This window comes from Geomonas edaphica (assembly GCF_004917075.1).
In the GTDB taxonomy this organism is placed as follows: Bacteria; Desulfobacterota; Desulfuromonadia; order Geobacterales; family Geobacteraceae; genus Geomonas; species Geomonas edaphica.
On the sequence record NZ_SSYB01000005.1, the window covers coordinates 295,991 to 312,019 of the forward strand.

At 61.4% G+C, this 16,029-nt stretch carries 17 protein-coding genes; 3 read left to right on the plus strand and 14 right to left on the minus strand.

Annotation, left to right across the window (positions count from 1 at the left end; all coding sequences use genetic code 11):
* Nucleotides 1–4: 4 nt before the first annotated feature.
* From E8K79_RS17060 to clpB, 3 genes are all read right to left on the minus strand, one after another.
* Nucleotides 5–1,264 carry a M48 family metallopeptidase gene (locus E8K79_RS17060; RefSeq protein ID WP_136515779.1) on the minus strand — a complete coding sequence of 420 codons (1,260 nt, stop codon included), beginning with the start codon at nt 1,262–1,264 and terminating at the stop codon, nt 5–7.
* 103 nt (nt 1,265–1,367) lie between these two features.
* The gene (locus E8K79_RS17065; RefSeq protein ID WP_136515780.1) at nt 1,368–2,216 is read right to left on the minus strand and encodes a DNA-binding protein; all 849 of its coding nucleotides are present in this window, start codon (nt 2,214–2,216) and stop codon (nt 1,368–1,370) included.
* Between the two features lie 114 nt (nt 2,217–2,330).
* Nucleotides 2,331–4,925 (minus strand): ATP-dependent chaperone ClpB, encoded by a 2,595-nt coding sequence (gene clpB / locus E8K79_RS17070; protein WP_136515781.1) that lies wholly within the window; start codon nt 4,923–4,925, stop codon nt 2,331–2,333.
* Nucleotides 4,926–5,164: 239 nt separating this feature from the next.
* Between clpB and E8K79_RS17075 the strand changes: the two genes are divergently transcribed.
* The gene (locus E8K79_RS17075) at nt 5,165–5,731 is read left to right on the plus strand and encodes a hypothetical protein (RefSeq protein ID WP_136515782.1); all 567 of its coding nucleotides are present in this window, start codon (nt 5,165–5,167) and stop codon (nt 5,729–5,731) included.
* A gap of 104 nt (nt 5,732–5,835) precedes the next feature.
* Here the strand turns inward: E8K79_RS17075 and E8K79_RS17080 are convergent, their stop codons facing one another.
* Nucleotides 5,836–6,909, minus strand: a complete 1,074-nt coding sequence (locus tag E8K79_RS17080; RefSeq protein WP_136515783.1) for a branched-chain amino acid aminotransferase — start codon at nt 6,907–6,909, stop codon at nt 5,836–5,838.
* 214 nt (nt 6,910–7,123) lie between these two features.
* On the opposite strand from E8K79_RS17080, the gene rpoH reads away from it, so the two are divergent.
* On the plus strand, nt 7,124–7,978 hold the full coding sequence (rpoH, locus tag E8K79_RS17085) for an RNA polymerase sigma factor RpoH (protein ID WP_136515784.1): 855 nt from the start codon (nt 7,124–7,126) through the stop codon (nt 7,976–7,978).
* 51 nt (nt 7,979–8,029) lie between these two features.
* Here the strand turns inward: rpoH and E8K79_RS17090 are convergent, their stop codons facing one another.
* From E8K79_RS17090 to E8K79_RS17110, 5 genes are all read right to left on the minus strand, one after another.
* Nucleotides 8,030–9,049 (minus strand): peptidylprolyl isomerase, encoded by a 1,020-nt coding sequence (locus E8K79_RS17090; protein ID WP_136515785.1) that lies wholly within the window; start codon nt 9,047–9,049, stop codon nt 8,030–8,032.
* A 233-nt stretch (nt 9,050–9,282) separates the two neighbouring features.
* Nucleotides 9,283–9,900, minus strand: a complete 618-nt coding sequence (gene plsY, locus E8K79_RS17095; RefSeq protein ID WP_198419842.1) for a glycerol-3-phosphate 1-O-acyltransferase PlsY — start codon at nt 9,898–9,900, stop codon at nt 9,283–9,285.
* A 64-nt stretch (nt 9,901–9,964) separates the two neighbouring features.
* Complete coding sequence (locus E8K79_RS17100) at nt 9,965–10,384, minus strand: MauE/DoxX family redox-associated membrane protein (RefSeq protein ID WP_135868423.1); 420 nt, start codon at nt 10,382–10,384, stop codon at nt 9,965–9,967.
* The gene (locus tag E8K79_RS17105) at nt 10,381–10,887 is read right to left on the minus strand and encodes a rhodanese-like domain-containing protein (protein ID WP_246043861.1); all 507 of its coding nucleotides are present in this window, start codon (nt 10,885–10,887) and stop codon (nt 10,381–10,383) included. The genes E8K79_RS17100 and E8K79_RS17105 overlap by 4 nt, the downstream gene beginning before the upstream one ends.
* 75 nt (nt 10,888–10,962) lie before the next feature.
* The gene (locus tag E8K79_RS17110; RefSeq protein ID WP_136515787.1) at nt 10,963–11,397 is read right to left on the minus strand and encodes a UPF0158 family protein; all 435 of its coding nucleotides are present in this window, start codon (nt 11,395–11,397) and stop codon (nt 10,963–10,965) included.
* A gap of 101 nt (nt 11,398–11,498) precedes the next feature.
* Here E8K79_RS17110 and E8K79_RS17115 point away from each other — a divergent pair, with 101 nt between their 5' ends.
* Nucleotides 11,499–12,212 carry a UDP-2,3-diacylglucosamine diphosphatase gene (locus E8K79_RS17115; RefSeq protein ID WP_136515788.1) on the plus strand — a complete coding sequence of 238 codons (714 nt, stop codon included), beginning with the start codon at nt 11,499–11,501 and terminating at the stop codon, nt 12,210–12,212.
* On the opposite strand, the gene E8K79_RS17120 is transcribed toward E8K79_RS17115, so the two are convergent.
* The 5 genes from E8K79_RS17120 to E8K79_RS17140 form a co-directional block, all read right to left on the minus strand.
* Complete coding sequence (locus E8K79_RS17120) at nt 12,209–12,445, minus strand: CxxCxxCC domain-containing protein (RefSeq protein WP_135869550.1); 237 nt, start codon at nt 12,443–12,445, stop codon at nt 12,209–12,211. The genes E8K79_RS17115 and E8K79_RS17120 overlap by 4 nt on opposite strands.
* An 8-nt stretch (nt 12,446–12,453) precedes the next feature.
* Nucleotides 12,454–13,785, minus strand: coding sequence for a penicillin-binding transpeptidase domain-containing protein (locus tag E8K79_RS17125; RefSeq protein WP_135868420.1), 1,332 nt, complete (start codon nt 13,783–13,785; stop codon nt 12,454–12,456).
* 33 nt (nt 13,786–13,818) lie between these two features.
* Nucleotides 13,819–15,156, minus strand: coding sequence for a YhjD/YihY/BrkB family envelope integrity protein (locus E8K79_RS17130; RefSeq protein WP_136515789.1), 1,338 nt, complete (start codon nt 15,154–15,156; stop codon nt 13,819–13,821).
* Between the two features lie 88 nt (nt 15,157–15,244).
* Nucleotides 15,245–15,562, minus strand: coding sequence for a YtxH domain-containing protein (locus E8K79_RS17135; RefSeq protein ID WP_136515790.1), 318 nt, complete (start codon nt 15,560–15,562; stop codon nt 15,245–15,247).
* Nucleotides 15,563–15,566: 4 nt separating this feature from the next.
* Nucleotides 15,567–15,962 carry a DUF948 domain-containing protein gene (locus E8K79_RS17140; RefSeq protein ID WP_136515791.1) on the minus strand — a complete coding sequence of 132 codons (396 nt, stop codon included), beginning with the start codon at nt 15,960–15,962 and terminating at the stop codon, nt 15,567–15,569.
* Between the last annotated feature and the right edge of the window lie 67 nt (nt 15,963–16,029).

Sequence of the window (16,029 nt, forward strand, 5' to 3'; positions counted from 1 at the left end):
TTAATTATTCCGACGCCGTTTCCCGTTCCGCCGCGCGCAGTGCTGCCACCCGCGCCGCCGCCGGCGGGTGGCTGTAGTAGAACCACGCGTAGAACGGATGCGGATGCAGGTTGGAGAGGTTTTCCTTGGAGAGTTTGACAAGGGCTGAGGCGAGCGCACCTGGAGTGCCGGAAAGTGCGGTGGCGAAACGATCCGCCTCCCACTCGTTGCGGCGCGAAAGCCATGCTCCGAACGGAGTGAGCGGGAAAGAGACGAGCGAGAACAGGAAACTCACCATGAGGATCTGCGCCATGAAGGATGCCTCGTTAAGCCTAAAGAGCGCGGGAAGACCACCCCAGCCGAGCATCTGGTGCACCAGGAAAAATAGTGCAAGCGCCCCTGCCTCCATGAGCACCAGGCGCTTCCAGATGTGCCCCTTTTTCCAGTGTCCGGCCTCGTGCGCAAGGATAGCGAGCACCTCGGGGCGGTCCATCTGCTTGAGGAGCGTGTCGTACAGCACGATCCTTTTCACCCTGCCGATGCCGGTGAAGTAGGCGTTGGAGTGAAGGCTGCGGCGCGAGGCGTCCATCTGCTGGACGTCCTTCACGCGCAGGCCGGTTCTTTCGAGCATCCGCCTGATCTCCTCGGCAAGCTCCTCGTCCTTGAGCGGCTCAAACTTTGAGAAGAGCGGCTCGATGAGGTACGGCGAGATGTAGATCATCGTGATGGAAAAGAGAGCGAAGAAGGCCCAGACCCAAAGCCACCACATATCGGGGGAGTGTTCGACGAGCAGAAGGGCCGCCGAGATGACGATACTGGTAATGACCGCAGAGATAAGGGTGGATTTGAAGAAGTCGGAGAGCCAGATGCCAGCGGTGGTGGTGTTGAAACCGAAGCTTCTCTCCAACTGGAAGGTGCGGTAAAGCGAGAAGGGGATCTCGAGGAACTCCTGCACGATGGTGAGCACCAGCATGAAGAGAACCCCACGCAAAAAGAAGGAGCCGGTCAACGACCCGATCCAGGCGTCGTAAAGCGGCAGTAGCGGGGTGAACATGAAGAGCAGCAAAAAAGCGCTGTCGAAGATGGATTCGATGAGCGCGAGCCTGCTCTGCGCGAAGGTGTAGCTAGACGATTTTGCCAGGGCGTCCGCGTCGATCGCGTCCTCGAACCCCTCCGGGACCGTGGTGCCGTAACGCTTCAGGTGGCCCAGGTTCATAAAGCGCAGCAGGCATACCGCGGCGAAACGACAGAAGTAGAGTGCTATCAATAGCGAGGTGGTCGACATTGGTCTGTATCCCTGTCCCGAGTCCCGGAAAGATTTTTGTCCACGATCAAAAAAGGCCCTCCGCGAAACGGAGGGCCTTTGCCGGTGCGTGTAGCGCGCGGCGTCACTTCATCACGATACCCTTCTCGATGATCGCGGTGTACTTGTAGCCGCCGCCAAAGTCCTTGTCCTTGGCGAGGGTGCCGGTAACGGTGATGATATCCCCTTCTTCGGCGTTGTCGTTGGTGGTCACCACGAGATCGTTGGTTTTTTTGTTGTCACTGCCGGTGCCGTCCTGCAGGTGCACCCAGTTCCTGTTCATGATGGAAGCTGCGACCTTGACGACCTGGCCGCGGACCACCACCTGCTTGCCGTCCAGGGCGGCACGCTTGGAGAAGATCTCCTCGACGGTGTAGGCGTTGGCGCCGTTTGCCTTTTCAACTTTGATCTTGTCGCCAGGGGCCGCCTTCTTCGCCTCCTTCTGGGCAGGCTTGGCCGCGGCGGTGGCGGTAACATCCGGTGCGTTGCAGAACAGGATGGTGTCGAACTTGCGGTTCAGCGTCTTGCTCTGGAAGTTGGTCATCGGCATGCAGTTGTGGAAGGAGAGGTTCTCGCCCACGCGGGTCTCGAGGACCGGATAGGCAACCCAGGTCTTGGTGCCGTTGGACTCGAGGTTGGCGTAGGTATACCCCCCGGCGTTCATGGTTTCGACGACCTTGCCGGCAGTGTTGGGGTTTGCTTCCGGGGTGCCCGGAGCAGGGGTTCCCGCCATCATCATGCTGTGCCCGCTCTTCTGCATGGACTTGCTGATAGCCTCGGCTTTCTTCGCCATTGCATCAGCCGCGGCGGGGGCGGTGGCTGCTTCTACTTTGGTATCCGCCTTTTCAGGCGCTTTGGGTGCGTCAGCACAGGTTCCAGCGACGGGCAGTGCCAGGGTTACGAGGACCGACATAATAGTTGAATAACGCTTCATTGAAAGACTCCCCGATCGAGATGCCGCGCAAGCGGCGCAAAACTGCAGCTTTGCGCCGCGTACCATAGCAGCTTCACCGCAAAATAGCAATTTGTTAGTTTTTGCTTAATGTATTCACCGCTCTCTGGTGATGGTTAGACTGTCGCCATCAGGCGCCAGATCGACCCGAACCACGTCGCCAGGACCGAATTTCCCTTCGAGCAGCATGAGGGCCAGCGGGTCCTGGATCTTACGCTGCAGGGCACGCTTCAGCGGGCGGGCGCCGTAGGCAGGATCGTACCCTTCGCGCGCCAGGAACTCTTTGGCCTGGTCGGTGACCTCGAGACCAATGCTGCGCTCCTCGAGTCGCCGGACGAGGGCGTTCAACTGGATCGAGACGATTTCCTTGATCCGTTCGAGTGGCAGGGCGTGGTAGATGACGATCTCGTCCACCCGGTTCAGGAATTCCGGCTTGAAGGCCTCCCTGAGCGTCTCCATCACCTCGCTTTGCATCCTCGCGTAGTCGGTGGCGCCGTACTGCTGGATCCACTGCGAGCCCAAGTTGCTGGTCATGATGATCACCGAGTTCTTGAAATCGACCGTCCTTCCCTGCCCGTCGGTAAGCCGTCCGTCGTCGAGGATCTGCAGGAAGACGTTGAACACCTCCGGATGGGCCTTCTCGATCTCATCGAAGAGCACTATGCAATAGGGGCGGCGCCGTACCGCCTCGGTCAGCTGTCCCCCCTCCTCATAGCCCACGTATCCCGGCGGAGCGCCAATGAGACGGGCAACGGTGTGCTTCTCCTGGTATTCGCTCATGTCGATGCGCACGATGGCCTGGTCGTCGTCGAAGAGAAACGATGCGAGCGCACGTGCCGTCTCGGTCTTGCCGACGCCGGTTGGTCCCAGGAAGATGAAGGATCCGATGGGGCGGTTCGGGTCGGAGAGGCCGCTTCTCGCTCGGCGCACCGCGTTTGCCACGAGGGTGAGCGCCTCGTCCTGCCCGACGACCCTGCTTTTCAGGCGTTCTTCCATGCGTACGAGCTTCTCGCTTTCGGTTTCTAGCATGCGGTTCACCGGGATGCCGGTCCACTTTGCGACCACCTCGGCCACCATCTCGGCGTCGACCTCCTCGGGGAGCATCTTCCCTTCCTTCTGGATCGCCTCGAGGGTGAGCCGCTTGTCCTCCATCTCCTTCTCGATAGCCGGGATCTCGCCGTAGCGGATCTCCGCGGTGCGCGCGAGAAGCCCGTCGCGTTCGGCACGTTTCGCCTCCTCGACCTTCTCCTCCCTGCGCTCCTTGAGGTTGCCCAGCTCCTTCAGGATGCTGGTTTCCCGCTGCCAGTGGTCATGCAGTTCGGCGGACTGCTCTTTGAGGGTACTGAGCTCCTCTTCCAGTTTTTTCAGGCGGTCCAGCGCCTTCGCGTCCTTCTCGCGGAGCATGGCCTGGCGCTCGATCTCCAACTGGATGACGCGGCGGTCGATCTCGTCGATTTCGGTCGGTTTGGAGTCGATCTCGATCCTGAGCCGGGACGCGGCCTCGTCGATGAGGTCGATCGCCTTGTCCGGGAGGAAGCGGTCAGTGATGTAGCGGTCCGAGAGGGTCGCCGCTGCGATGAGCGCCGAGTCCTTGATGCGGATCTTGTGGTAGTTCTCGTATTTCTCCTTGAGGCCGCGCAGGATGGAGATGGTCTCCTCGACGCTCGGCTCCCCGGCGAACACCTGCTGGAAGCGGCGCTCGAGTGCCGCGTCCTTTTCGATGTGTTTCCGGTACTCGTTCAGCGTCGTGGCGCCGATGCAGTGCAGCTCGCCGCGGGCAAGGGCGGGCTTCAGCATGTTGGAGGCGTCCAGGGCGCCTTCGGCTGCTCCAGCACCGACCAGGGTATGCATCTCGTCTATGAAGAGGATGATCCTCCCCTCGGAGCGCGCCACCTCCTTGATGACCGCCTTCAGCCGCTCCTCGAACTCGCCGCGGTACTTGGCGCCCGCGATGAGAGCCCCCATGTCGAGCGCCATGATGACCTTGTCCTTCAGCGTCTCCGGGACGTCGCCGGAGACGATGCGCTGGGCGAGCCCCTCGGCGATGGCGGTCTTGCCGACGCCAGGCTCGCCGATCAGTACCGGGTTGTTCTTGGTCCGGCGCGACAGCACCTGGAGCACACGGCGGATTTCGTCATCGCGGCCGATCACCGGGTCGAGCTTCCCCTGGCGGGCCAGGTCGGTGAGGTCGCGGCAGTATTTTGCGAGTGCCTGGTATTTCTGCTCCGGGTCCTGCTCGTTGACCGCCTCGCCGCCGCGCAGTTCCTTGAGCGCGGCGAGTATGCCGTCGCGGGTCACCCCGTTCTGGCTTAAGAGCCTTCCGCTTGGGGTGTCCTTGGACGCGACCAGCGCCAGCAAAAGGTGTTCGGTCGAGACGAAGGCGTCGTGCATCCCGTCCGCTTCCTTCTGGGCCTGATCGAGGACGCGGTTCAAAGCGGCCGAGAGCCCGACCTGAGCGCCGCCGGTCACCTTGGGTAGACGCTTGAGCACTTCGTCCACGCTTTCACGCAGGCGCGGTAGAGGAGCGCCGATCTTCTTGATGAGATCGGGGACGAAGCCCCCTTCCTGGTCGATCAGGGCCAGCAGAAGGTGTTCGGCTTCTATCCCGGGAGCCGACATGGCGAGGGCGTTTTCGTGCGCAGTCGCGATCGCTTCCTGGGTCTTTACGGTCATTTTCTCGGGTCTAATCATGGGGTTGCCTCCTAAGTCTTAGAAGAAGATAGGGAGGGGAGTGTTGTGTGTCAAGGCAGGGCGCAGCTTTTAAGTGTCGTCGCGGCGGGCGAGCGATGTGGCTCTGCCCGTGGCAAGGCTTGTAGTGCGCGACAAGATATGGCATTATCCGGCGGGCGGTGGCAGCTTTCAGCGGCGCACCGCTGGCGCGCAATGGTTTGCACGGCTAATGACGCTGTGGTGCCTGCTGGGGAGAAACGTTGGCAAAGTTCACGGGCAAAAATACGGGCAGGGAGGTCGAGGGCGATCCGGAGACCGAGGCGGAGTTGCATGCACACGCCGAGGACGATCTGGATGACGACCTGGACTGGGCTGCCGATGAAAATCTTTTCTACGGCGAGGATCCCAACGCATCTTTCGACGAGGAACCGGACGACGCCGAGGAGTTGGTGTGGGACGCGGAAGAATTAGCCAAACCGGTCGTAGCCACTCCCGGATGCGCGGTCAGCTTCTTCGCGGACAACAAGCGTCACCACGGCCTTTGTCTCGCGGTAATCGGTGACGAGGTGCTCCTGGAGCATAAAGACGCGACGCGCTGCTTCCTCTTCATCGCCAGAATAAAGGAGATCGTGCCGCGTCTTCGTCGTGGCGTGGTTTCCGCCACCATAACCGTCGACTCGCTCAAGCGGTGCCGTTACCGTTCCGTTCCGAAAAAATGGCTCCAGGAGATGATCCGGACCGGCCAGTCATGGAAGGGGCTCGAGGGCGCCGGCAAAACTGCGCCGCCTCCCGGCGAGCTGCTGCACGGGCAGATGGACCTCTTTTGATGCGGAGCAGGTGACGAGGCGGGAGAGGGGACGAGGACTAAATTAAAAAAGGGGACAGGCTCCGTAAAGGTGCCTGTCCCCTTTTTGTCTGTTTGAGCTCGGCTCTATTTGACCTTGGTGATCCAGCCGAACTTGTCTTCTATCTTGCCGGTCTGGATGCCGGTCAAGGTGTCGTACAGCTTCTGGGTGTGCTTGCCGACGCCGCCGTTGCCGACCTGAACCGTCTCGTCTGCGTAGCACAGCGTCCCTACCGGGGTGACCACGGCGGCGGTGCCGCTGCCGAAGGCCTCGGTGACCTTGCCGCTCTTCAGGTCCTGCATGAGTTCGTTCACGTCGATCTTGCGCTCCTCGACCTTGAGTCCGAGGGATTTTGCGATGGTGATCACGGAGTCGCGGGTGATGCCGCGCAGGATGCTCCCTTCGAGCGGCGCGGTGACGATGGTGTCGCCGTAGGCGAAGAACATGTTCATCGAGCCTACTTCTTCGATGTAGCGCTTATGTACGCCGTCCAGCCAGAGCACCTGGTCGTACCCCTTTTTCTTCGCCTCGAGGCCCGCCTTGAGCGAACTCGCGTAGTTGCCGCCGGTCTTCGCCTCGCCGGTGCCACCGGGGGCCGCGCGGACGTATTTGTCCTCGACCATGATCTTGACCGGGTTGAAGCCGGCTGCGTAGTAGGCGCCCACCGGGGATAGGATGACGTAGAAGTAGTAGTGGTCCGAGGGCTTGATGCCGACGTGAGGCTCGACGGCGATCATGGCGGGACGGATGTAGAGCGAGGTACCTTCCGAGCCGGGAACCCAGGCGCTCTCGAGGGCTACCAACTGCTCGATCCCTTTCACGAAGAGTTCTTCCGGGATCTCAGGCATGCAGAGCCTTTCGGCGGAGTGGTTGAAGCGGCGGGCGTTCATCTCCGGGCGGAACAGGGCGATGGTGCCGTCTTCCCACTTGTAGGCCTTGAGCCCCTCGAAGATCTCCTGCGCGTAGTGTAAAACGAGCGCAGCCGGGTCAATCTGGAACGGCTCGTACTTCTTGATGCGCGCGTCGACCCATCCCTGACCCGCTTTCCACTCGACCAGCAGCATGTAATCGGTAAAGATCCTGCCGAAGCCGAGCTGCGACTCGTCGGTATACTTGGCCTTCTTCTCCCCCTCGCTAATCGGTACTATCCTGATCTCCATGTGGCAAAACCTCCGGTTTTTCGGCGCCAGGCGTCGCTTATTCGATCTTTTCGTTTACCACATTAGCGGCGGACCACGCAAGCAATTTAACCCCCGCAAATCGCCGGGCATCCCCTTGATTTTTTACCTGCCCCTTGTTATATTGTTAGCGCTCACGAGTGGAGAGTGCTAACACGACGCACGAAAAAAGCAGCTCACAAGGGAGAGATGAACCATGACACACACCATGCCGGTACCTGTAGACAGCCTTACCCTGTACCTCTCGGAGATCAACCGATTCCCGCTTCTGTCGGCGGACGAGGAGATGGATCTGGCCTGCCGGTTCCGCAACGAAGGCGATCTGGAGGCGGCCCACAGGCTGATCACCGCCAACCTGCGCTTCGTCGTGAAGATAGCCGGGGAGTACCGCTCCTACGGGATGAAGATGCTGGACCTGATCCAGGAAGGGAACATCGGCCTCATGATGGCCGTGCGTAAGTTCGATCCATCCAAGGGGGTTCGCCTCATCTCCTACGCCGTCTGGTGGATCAGGGCCTATATCCAGAACCACATCATTTCCGCCTGGAGCCTGTTGAAGATCGGGACCACCCAGGCGCAGAGAAAGCTCTTTTTCAAGCTGAACCAGGCCAAGCAGGCGATCGCCCAGATGACCGGCGAAGGTGACCTGCACGCGGCCGCCCTGTCTCTCGACGTGAAGGATTCCGAGGCTCAGGAGATGGAGCAGCGTCTGAGAGGCGAGCTCTCGCTCGACGTCGAGATGTTCGAAGGGGAGGGGGGTACTTTCCTGGAAAGCCTGCCGGACCAGCGCCAGAACCAGGAGGAGATGCTGGCCGAGCGGCAGGAGGCCACCATGCTCGAGCAGACGGTGGCAAGCGCCCTCGAGCACCTGAACGAGAAGGAGCGTTTCGTGATTGAGCAGCGGGTCGCCGCTGAGAACCCGCTGACCCTCCAGGAGATCGCGGACCACTTCTCCATCTCCAGGGAGCGCGTGCGCCAGATCGAGGAGGGTGCGCTCAAGAAGATGAAGCGTTTCCTGACCCCGCTGGTCGTGGAAGCGCAGGCGGCCTGAGCCGCTTCACATGCCGTTTCGTCGAAAGGCGTCCCTTCCGGGACGCCTTTTTTATTGCCGGGTCACCCGCTCCACTCTCGCCCTGGCGCGCAGCTGCGCAACGTGCTCCGCCGCCAGTTTCATGGTCTTCTCCCGTTTCAACAGCTGGAAGATCTCTCCCCGCGCCTCGTCGTAGGTCTCGAGCCTTGGTGGACGTTTTTCGGTCAGCTTCAGTATGTGGTAGCCGTATGGCGTCTGGACGATGTTGCTGACCTCCCCGGGTTTCAGGGTGAAGGCCACCTGCTCGATGCGCGGGTTTGTGTCGCCCCGGCTGAAAAAACCTAGATCCCCACCTCTAACCTTACTGGCGCAGTCGGACTGCAGCTGTGCGATGATCCCGAAATTTTCACCTTGGCGCACCCGCTGCAGCAGTTGTTCCGCCTTCTCCATGGCCTCTTTTTTGTCGCGCTCGCCGCACGGCTCCTTCACCGCAACGAGGATCTGGCTCGCCCTGACTGAGCTTCCCGTCTTGAACTTCTCCCTGTTTTCCTCGTAGAAACTCAGGGCCTCGTCCTCGCTTACGCTGACTTTCTGTCCGAACCTCGTGTCCACGAAATCGCTCACCACCAGCTCTTTTCTTACCTCCTGCTGCAAGAGCGGGAGGCTAAGCCCTGCCTCGTCGAGGCTTCTGGCAAAGGCGTCGTCGCTCGGGAGCCTGTTACGGTACTGCTCTATGCGCTGCGCCACGAGCTCGTCCAGGTTTTTCGCCGGGCTCTTCCTGGCCTCCTGGTAGAGGAGTTCCGCCGCTATCAGTTGCTCCAGCGCCTCGCGTCTTAACAGGCGAATCTCTTCGGGGCCGGTCGGCTGCACGGGACCCCTTCGTTCCAGGAGCAACTGCAGGCGGCGCTGCACCGAGCCCCGGGTGATCACCGAACCGTTCACCTTCTGAACCGGCTCGTTCGGCGCACCTTCAGGCGCAAGCAGCGAGGCCGCCTCTCCGTGCTCTTCGCGGGAGACGTCGCACGCGGTAAGGGCGAGCGAAAAAAAGGACGCGATGATCGCGGCGCGCATCGTCCTGTTGCTGAAAAACATCACTCCTCCACGCAGATCTTTCTTGACCTGTCGTGGAGAGCAAGACGCGTACCGTGGGCGGTGGTGTGTTAGAAGTAGGCGTGATTACCGCAGGTTAGCGCGGTGCAGCTGCAGGGGAGGTGTGCGCCGGTGCGGCGAAAGACGCTTTTTAGGCGAAATGACCCATTTGGTGTGCAATGTGGTCGGTGGGTTTTCCCGCGAAGAGTGCGGGAATGCGCAGGGAGAACGGAAGGTCAGGCCTTGAACTTGTTCTCGGTGCCGGCACGCAGCCTTGCGATGTTCTCGTGGTGCTTGAGGATCACGATGACCGCGATGACGAACGCCATGCCGATCACTTCCCGGGGCGTGCAGGTCGCCCAGGCGAGGACGGGGATGACCGCCGCGGCGCTGATGGAGGCAAGCGACACGTAGCGCCACTTGTAAAGGACTGCGGCGAAAACGAGGATGCCGAAGAGGACGGCGAGAGGGGCGGTGCCGAGCAGGACGCCGAGTGCCGTCGCCACGCCTTTGCCACCCTTGAAGCCGAGAAAGACGGTGTAGACGTGGCCGAGAAAGGCGGCGAGGCCAATGCCGGCGATCCAGACGGGGGGAAGCCCGAGCGCCTTGGCGGCCAATACCGGGATGAGCCCCTTCAGGCAGTCGCCGAGGAGGGTCATGATGCCGAGTTTCTTGCCTGCGGTGCGGTAGACGTTGGTTGCCCCGATGTTGCCGCTGCCGCATTCTCTTATGTTGATGCCCATGCTCCGGGCCAGGAGCAGACCGGTCGGTACCGATCCGAGCAGGTACGCGCCGATGAGGAGCATTATCTCGTTCAAAACGTTCTCCTGAAGCTTAATGAAACAACGCGGCATCCTACAGGATTTCAGGGAAAACTGCAAGCGGCGGGGGAAGAGCTTTCGCGCTGGGAAAGAAAAACTATCCGGCGCGGAGCCGCTCGTAGCGCAGCACAGCGGCGGTCATGGCGAGGAAGACGGCGTCCCGGGCGAGGGCAAGCCATGGCGTGGTCTTTTCGCCTCCCTGGCGGAAACAGCCGCAGTCGATGTCAAGGCCACGCACGATGGCGGAGGCGAGGGCGACCATGAAGACGAGGTTCAGCGCGCCGATGATCAGGGCGCCGGTCCTGACCCGGATGCCCAGCACCAGGAGCACTCCGCAGATCAGTTCGAGGAAGGGGAGCACCGCCGCGGCCACGTAATTCCAGAAATAGGGGAGGATGCGGTAGGCCGCCACGCTCCCGGCGAAGGCGACCGGATCGACGATCTTCGGGACTGCTGCGTAGATGAAGACGCCGCCCAGGGCGATGCGGAGCACCATCACGAAGTCGATGCGTTTCATGATGCCCCTCCCGCGGTCGGGTAGCCGGCATCGCGCCACTCGGGAAGCCCCCCCTCGAAGACGAAGACCTGGCGGTAGCCGGCCTTGATCAGGATTTTCCCGAGCTCCATGCTGTCGTGGCAGGAAAAACCGTTGCAGTAGGCGATGATGATCGTGTCGGGGGTGACGTTCTTCGGCAGGGGAGGCTTTTTCCTGTCGGCGACGGCAAGGGGAAGGGAGAGGGCCCCGCTGATGTGTTCCTTGACGAAACTGTCGGCGTTGCGCGCGTCGACGAGCACGGCCTGCCCGGAGTCGTGCAGATCCTTTGCCTGGGCAAGCCCAACCGGCATGGGGACGGCCTCGGCGGCCTGGGCCGGCTGTGGTGCGACGACGGCGGCGTGGCGTGTCTCGCCGCGCCAGGCATCGGTGAGCAGGGTTTTGTTCCAGGCAACGCCGATGAGGGCGGCGAGCAAAACCACGAGGGCGATTTCTGATAGGGGATGGATCGAGCGCATTCTCATCATGGCCTATTGCATCCGTGGGGCGTTGAGTACCTGAGAGATGTTACGCAAAAGAGGGGTATTGGTCAACGGTAACGCTTACAGTCGCTCCGGCGGGTAGATGTCGTGCTCTTCGAGCCAGTTCGCCGCCCGGTCCGTCAGAAAGCTTTCCCTGATGGCATGGAAGCGCTCCTGCTCCTCCGGGTAGAAGGAGAGGATTTCGTTAAGCCTGCCGTGCGACTGCTTCCCGGTGAAGGCGCGCACCAGCATCCCCTTAAGCCCCTCGTTTTCGATCCCCTGGATGAAGGCGTGCACCAGCTGGCGTTCCTGGCCGTAGTCGAACGGCGGGATTTCCAGGAAGCGCTCCTGCTGGGTGTCCACCTCCAGCCAGAACGCCTCGTCGTCATATTCGGTGGGGACCGAGAAGACCTCGCCGGTCTCGCGGTCCAGGAAATATATCATGTCGGAGTCCACGTTCTCGAAGGCCTCCATCAGGTCCTCCCAGACGATCTCCAGGTTGCGCAGTGCGTGCATCGATACCTCTTGACGGCTTTTAGGTCACGGTCCGGGTCGCGGACATACCCCTAAGAACCTGTTCCCTTTACCAACTCGCTATTTTTGTATATATTGCGCCAATGCGCAAGATCTTCATCGCCGACGCCCACCTGAGAGCCCCGGAAGACGAAAACTACCGGACCATGCTCCGCTTCCTGGACACGCTCCCCGCCGACACGGACGCCCTCTACCTGCTGGGGGACATCTTCGAGTTCTGGATCGGGAACCCGCAGCCGGTCTACGGCCATTACCGGGACATCATCGACTGCCTGAAGAGGGTGAGGGCGCGCGGCGTGCGCATCGTCTACTTCGAAGGGAACCACGATTTCCATCTGGGAGACTTTTTCTCAGAGCAGCTGCAGGCGGAGGTGCATGCAGGTAGTGCCGAACTCATGATCGACGGACTCAGGGTCTGCCTGTGTCACGGCGATGAGATCAACCGCGCCGACTACCGTTACCGTCTCTTCCGGTTCGTGCTGCACAGCCCCTTGGTTCGGGCCCTCGTCCCCGTGTTCTCGCGCCGCCTCGCCGACCGGACCGCAGCAACCCTGTCGCGCCGTTCCAGTGGCAGGCACGCCGCACGCAAGGTACGCTGGGATTACCGCGCCATCCTGGAAAACTTCGCCCGCGGGCGTTTCGCCGCCGGGTGCGACGTCGTCATCACCGGGCATTTCCACCTTCCCATGGTCAAAGACGAGGGTGGGCGCCGGTTCGTGGCGCTCGGGGACTGGATCACCCATTACTCGTACGCGCAGCTCCTGGACGGCAACGTTACGCTGGAGCGCTTCCGCTAGGAACGCTCCAGGCCGAAAAGCTCGAGGTAACGCGCCACCCGCTCCTCCAGGGTCGGCGCCGCCACGCTTTGGCAGATATCGTCGGGGCGATAGCCGCGGCATACCGCGGGGCGCTCGGCGTAGATGCCGCAACGCTCCCCCTCTGCCAGGTGCAGGCACCGCTCGCCGACCTTCTTCCCCAGGGCGCTGATGTCAGGAGCGACACAGCAGGTCCCGCATCCCGTACATTCCATCATCACCCCTACCGGAAAAACGCCTCGAGTGCCTGTTCGCCCACCGTGGTCGCTTTGATGCGCCACTTGTTCTCGTTGATCACCAGCGCGGCGAGCGCGATCTGGGGATCTTCCATCGGAGCATAGGCGGCGAACCAGCTGTAGTGTCCCGCGGGATCAGTGCCGTCGATGGAGCCTGTCTTGGCGGCGATCTTCACCGAGGCGAGCATCCTTCTTCCCCTGCGGTCGTGGAAGGCGCGGCGCGAGGTGCCGCTCTCCACCGTGGTGGCGAGCATCTGCGCGAGCGAGTTCGCCGTCTGAGGGGTCATCACGGTGCGCAGCGGCTGTGGTTTTTGGGTGAAGACGACGCTCCCTTTCGCGTCGCGGATCTCGCTGGCAAGCGAAGGGGCCATCATCACGCCGCCGTTGGCCACCGATGCCATGATGGCTGCGGCGTGGAACGGAGAGATCTTCACCTCGCGGTTGAGCCCAGCCCCCATCCTCATCAGCTCGTCGATGGTGCCCGGCGCCGGGGCCGTGCTGGCCGCTATCGGGCTGTTGGAGAACATGGGCTGGTTGAAGCCGTACCTCCCCGCGTACAAAAGCAGCGGGTCGCGTCCCACCACCTCGCCGGCCAAACGGCCGTACACCGGATTCACCGATTTTCCCATGGCGAGGGAGAGCGGCATGGTCTGGTTGCCACGCCCCGGTTTCACCCTCCAGTACTTCGGGCTTTCAGAGGTGAGCTTGCCGTTGAACGCAAAGGGGGTCTGGGGCCCGACTTTCTTCTCTTCGAGGGCGGCCGTCGCGGTCACGATCTTGAAGAGAGAGGCCATCGGGTAGAGGTGGTAGTTGGCGTCCTTCTCCCAGCCGGGGCGGGAGGCGGAGTGGGATACGGCGGCGAGGATGCGTCCGGTCTTCGGATCCATGGCGACGAAGAGCCCGTAGGGGACCTTGTAGTCTGCGAAGAGCTTCGCGACCTTTTGCTGCACCTCGGCGTCGATGCTGTAGATCACCTCTCCACCCTGCGGTAGGGGCGCCGACAGCTTGCCATTTTGCACGCGGGCACTGGAATAGGCCCCGGCGGCAAGCTTGAAGGCACTTCCCTGATCCAGTTTGGAGAGGGATACCGCGGCGGGCTTCGCAGCGGTCGGCGCGCTCTTCGCGCGCGGGGAACCGAAGAGGGAGATGATGGGGTAGCCGGCAAGCAGGAGAGCGATGGCAGGGAGGAGGTACTTGAGCCGTTTCTTCTGCGGCTTGGTCTCCTTGATCTGCCTGAAGGTGTTGCGCCCGTCCTGTTCCTTCGCCCTGAGGAATCTTCTTTTGCTTTTCTCTTTGTCTATATCTTTGAAATCTTGCATGTCCCGCTTCTGGCCGTCAGTTTAATCGGGCCACTATATGTCAACTGCTCCCCCTTTGTCAACGCCGTCAGGGCGCTTTTCCGGCAGCGCGAGATCCTTTAGTGAAAGCCCCTCCAGTGCGGCGCGAAGGGCGCGTTCGGAGCTTGCCACAATTGCCTCCGCCTGCTCCTCGCCGGCGATGCTCGCGGAGGCGCCGCGCCGCCTGAGGGAGAGGAGCACGTCTGCGATGGAGACCTGATCTAAATCGCGGGCGGGATAGAAACTGCCGCGTCCCTCGCCCGCCTGCACGATGAACCCCTGTTCGCGCAGATGCTCCAGGGTGTCGCGCACGATGCGCAGCGGGATGCCGAGTTTGACGGCAAGGTGGTGCTCGCCCCAGGCGGGCTCGCCGCGGTAGAAGGAATCGGCGATATGCCGAAGCGCTGACAGCGCGACCAGCTCCTGCAGGGCGTGGCTGATATCGCGCCCGCGGATGTCGCGCCGGAAGGTGCTCCTGTTCTGGTGCGCCGCGACGACCTCCATCCCGAAGAGGACGATGATCCAGCTGACGTAGAGCCATACCATGAGGATCGGGAGGGCGGCCAGGGTGCCGTAGATGGCGTTGTAGTTGCCGGCGCCCACCTGGAAGTGGATGTAGGCCCACTGGGCGAACTGCCAGAGCGTCCCGGCGAGCACAGCGCCGACGGCGGCCGAGTCGAAGCGTACCCGGGTGTTGGGGATGAAGACGTACAAGAGGAAGATGGCGGTCCAGACCACGAGGTAGGGGGTGAGCCCCAGGGTGAACAGGAACAGGTCCCCGAGGTAGGTTTTCTCGATGATCCAGCTGGTGAGCCACTTGCTCTGCAGCGTTGTGGTGATACTGGTCGCGGCGAGCAGCAGAAGCGGTGCGCTTATGAGGACGCTCAAGTAGTCGCTGAACTTGCGGTAAAAGGAGCGGGTCTCCGGAACGCCCCAGATGGCGTTGAAGGCCTCCTCGATGCTCCCGAGCATGCTGATCGCGGTGAAGAGGAGGGCGGCAAGGCCTATGGCCCCCACCGAACCCATGTTGGTGTTGCCTATGTAGGAGACGACCCGGTCCACCACCTCCTCGTTGCCGGCCGTCACCTGTTTCAGGATGAGCGGCACCAGGCGGTTCTGGGCACCGAGCCCTTTCAGCACCGAGAAGGCAAGGGCCAGAAGGGGGACCAGCGAAAGGAGCGAGGTGAAAGAGAGGGCCGTCGCGCGCAAGAGCGCGTTGTTGGCCATGAAGTTGGCGAAGACGAAGTCCAGAAACTGCAAGAGCCTGAGCCCCTTCCCCTTAAAGCCGCCGACCTGTGCCGGATCGTGGCGCCAGATCATACCGGGGAGATTGTTCTTGTTGTTGTCATTCATACTGGATGCACCACCTGCTGCCCCAAGGGCGTCTGCTTGAACGAAAAAAAGCCCACCGGGGTGGGCTTTTTCGGCGGGGGAACTCCCCTTATACCTCTTGGGACTTCTGCTTTTCTTTTTCCCGGTCCATCGCCTCTTTACCCGCCTCGATAGCGGAGGCGATGATGTTCTTCTTTTCCAGCACCAGATCCTTGCCGTCTTCGTAGCTGGTCCTGATCTTTTCCTGTGCTTCGCTCGCGTATTCCTTGATCTTGTCCACCGCGTCGTCGGCCATGTCCTTGATCCTGCCGCGCAGTTCCTCGCCGGTCTTAGGCGCGAACAAAAGTGCGGCGCCGATGCCTACCGCGGCTCCGGCAAGGAAGGAAAGCAGCATGGTTCCGGTCCCGATATCTTTATCTTTTGACATGGTGTTACCCCCTAATTTTGGATTTCACTATTCTATCAACAATATATCTTGCCGCAACCTTGAGGCCGGTCGCATAGACCGAAGAGTTCGTCACGATGTCTGAGGCGATCCCCAGCACCTTGTTGATCATGCGTATGTTGTGTCCGGCGTGGCCGAGCTCGCACAAAAGCATGTTCACTCCATCGGCGTTGGCAGCAGCGGCGCTCGTCACTGTCTGTACGTCGGAGACCGTGTCGCGCAACTCCTTCACGAGCGGGGTGATTTCCTTCTGCAAAAGGTCGGCGGCACTCTGCATTGAGACAGCCGCCTTCTTTAGTTCCACGAGAACCGGTATCATGCACATTGCCAGGATCACGAGTGTTACCGCCGTCACTGCCGAGGTTATCTGTAGAAAGAGCATGCGATCCTCCTGGTGTTACGGGAACTGAATTTTAAAAGGCTTGGATTACGTGGGAGGGGTAAAAAGG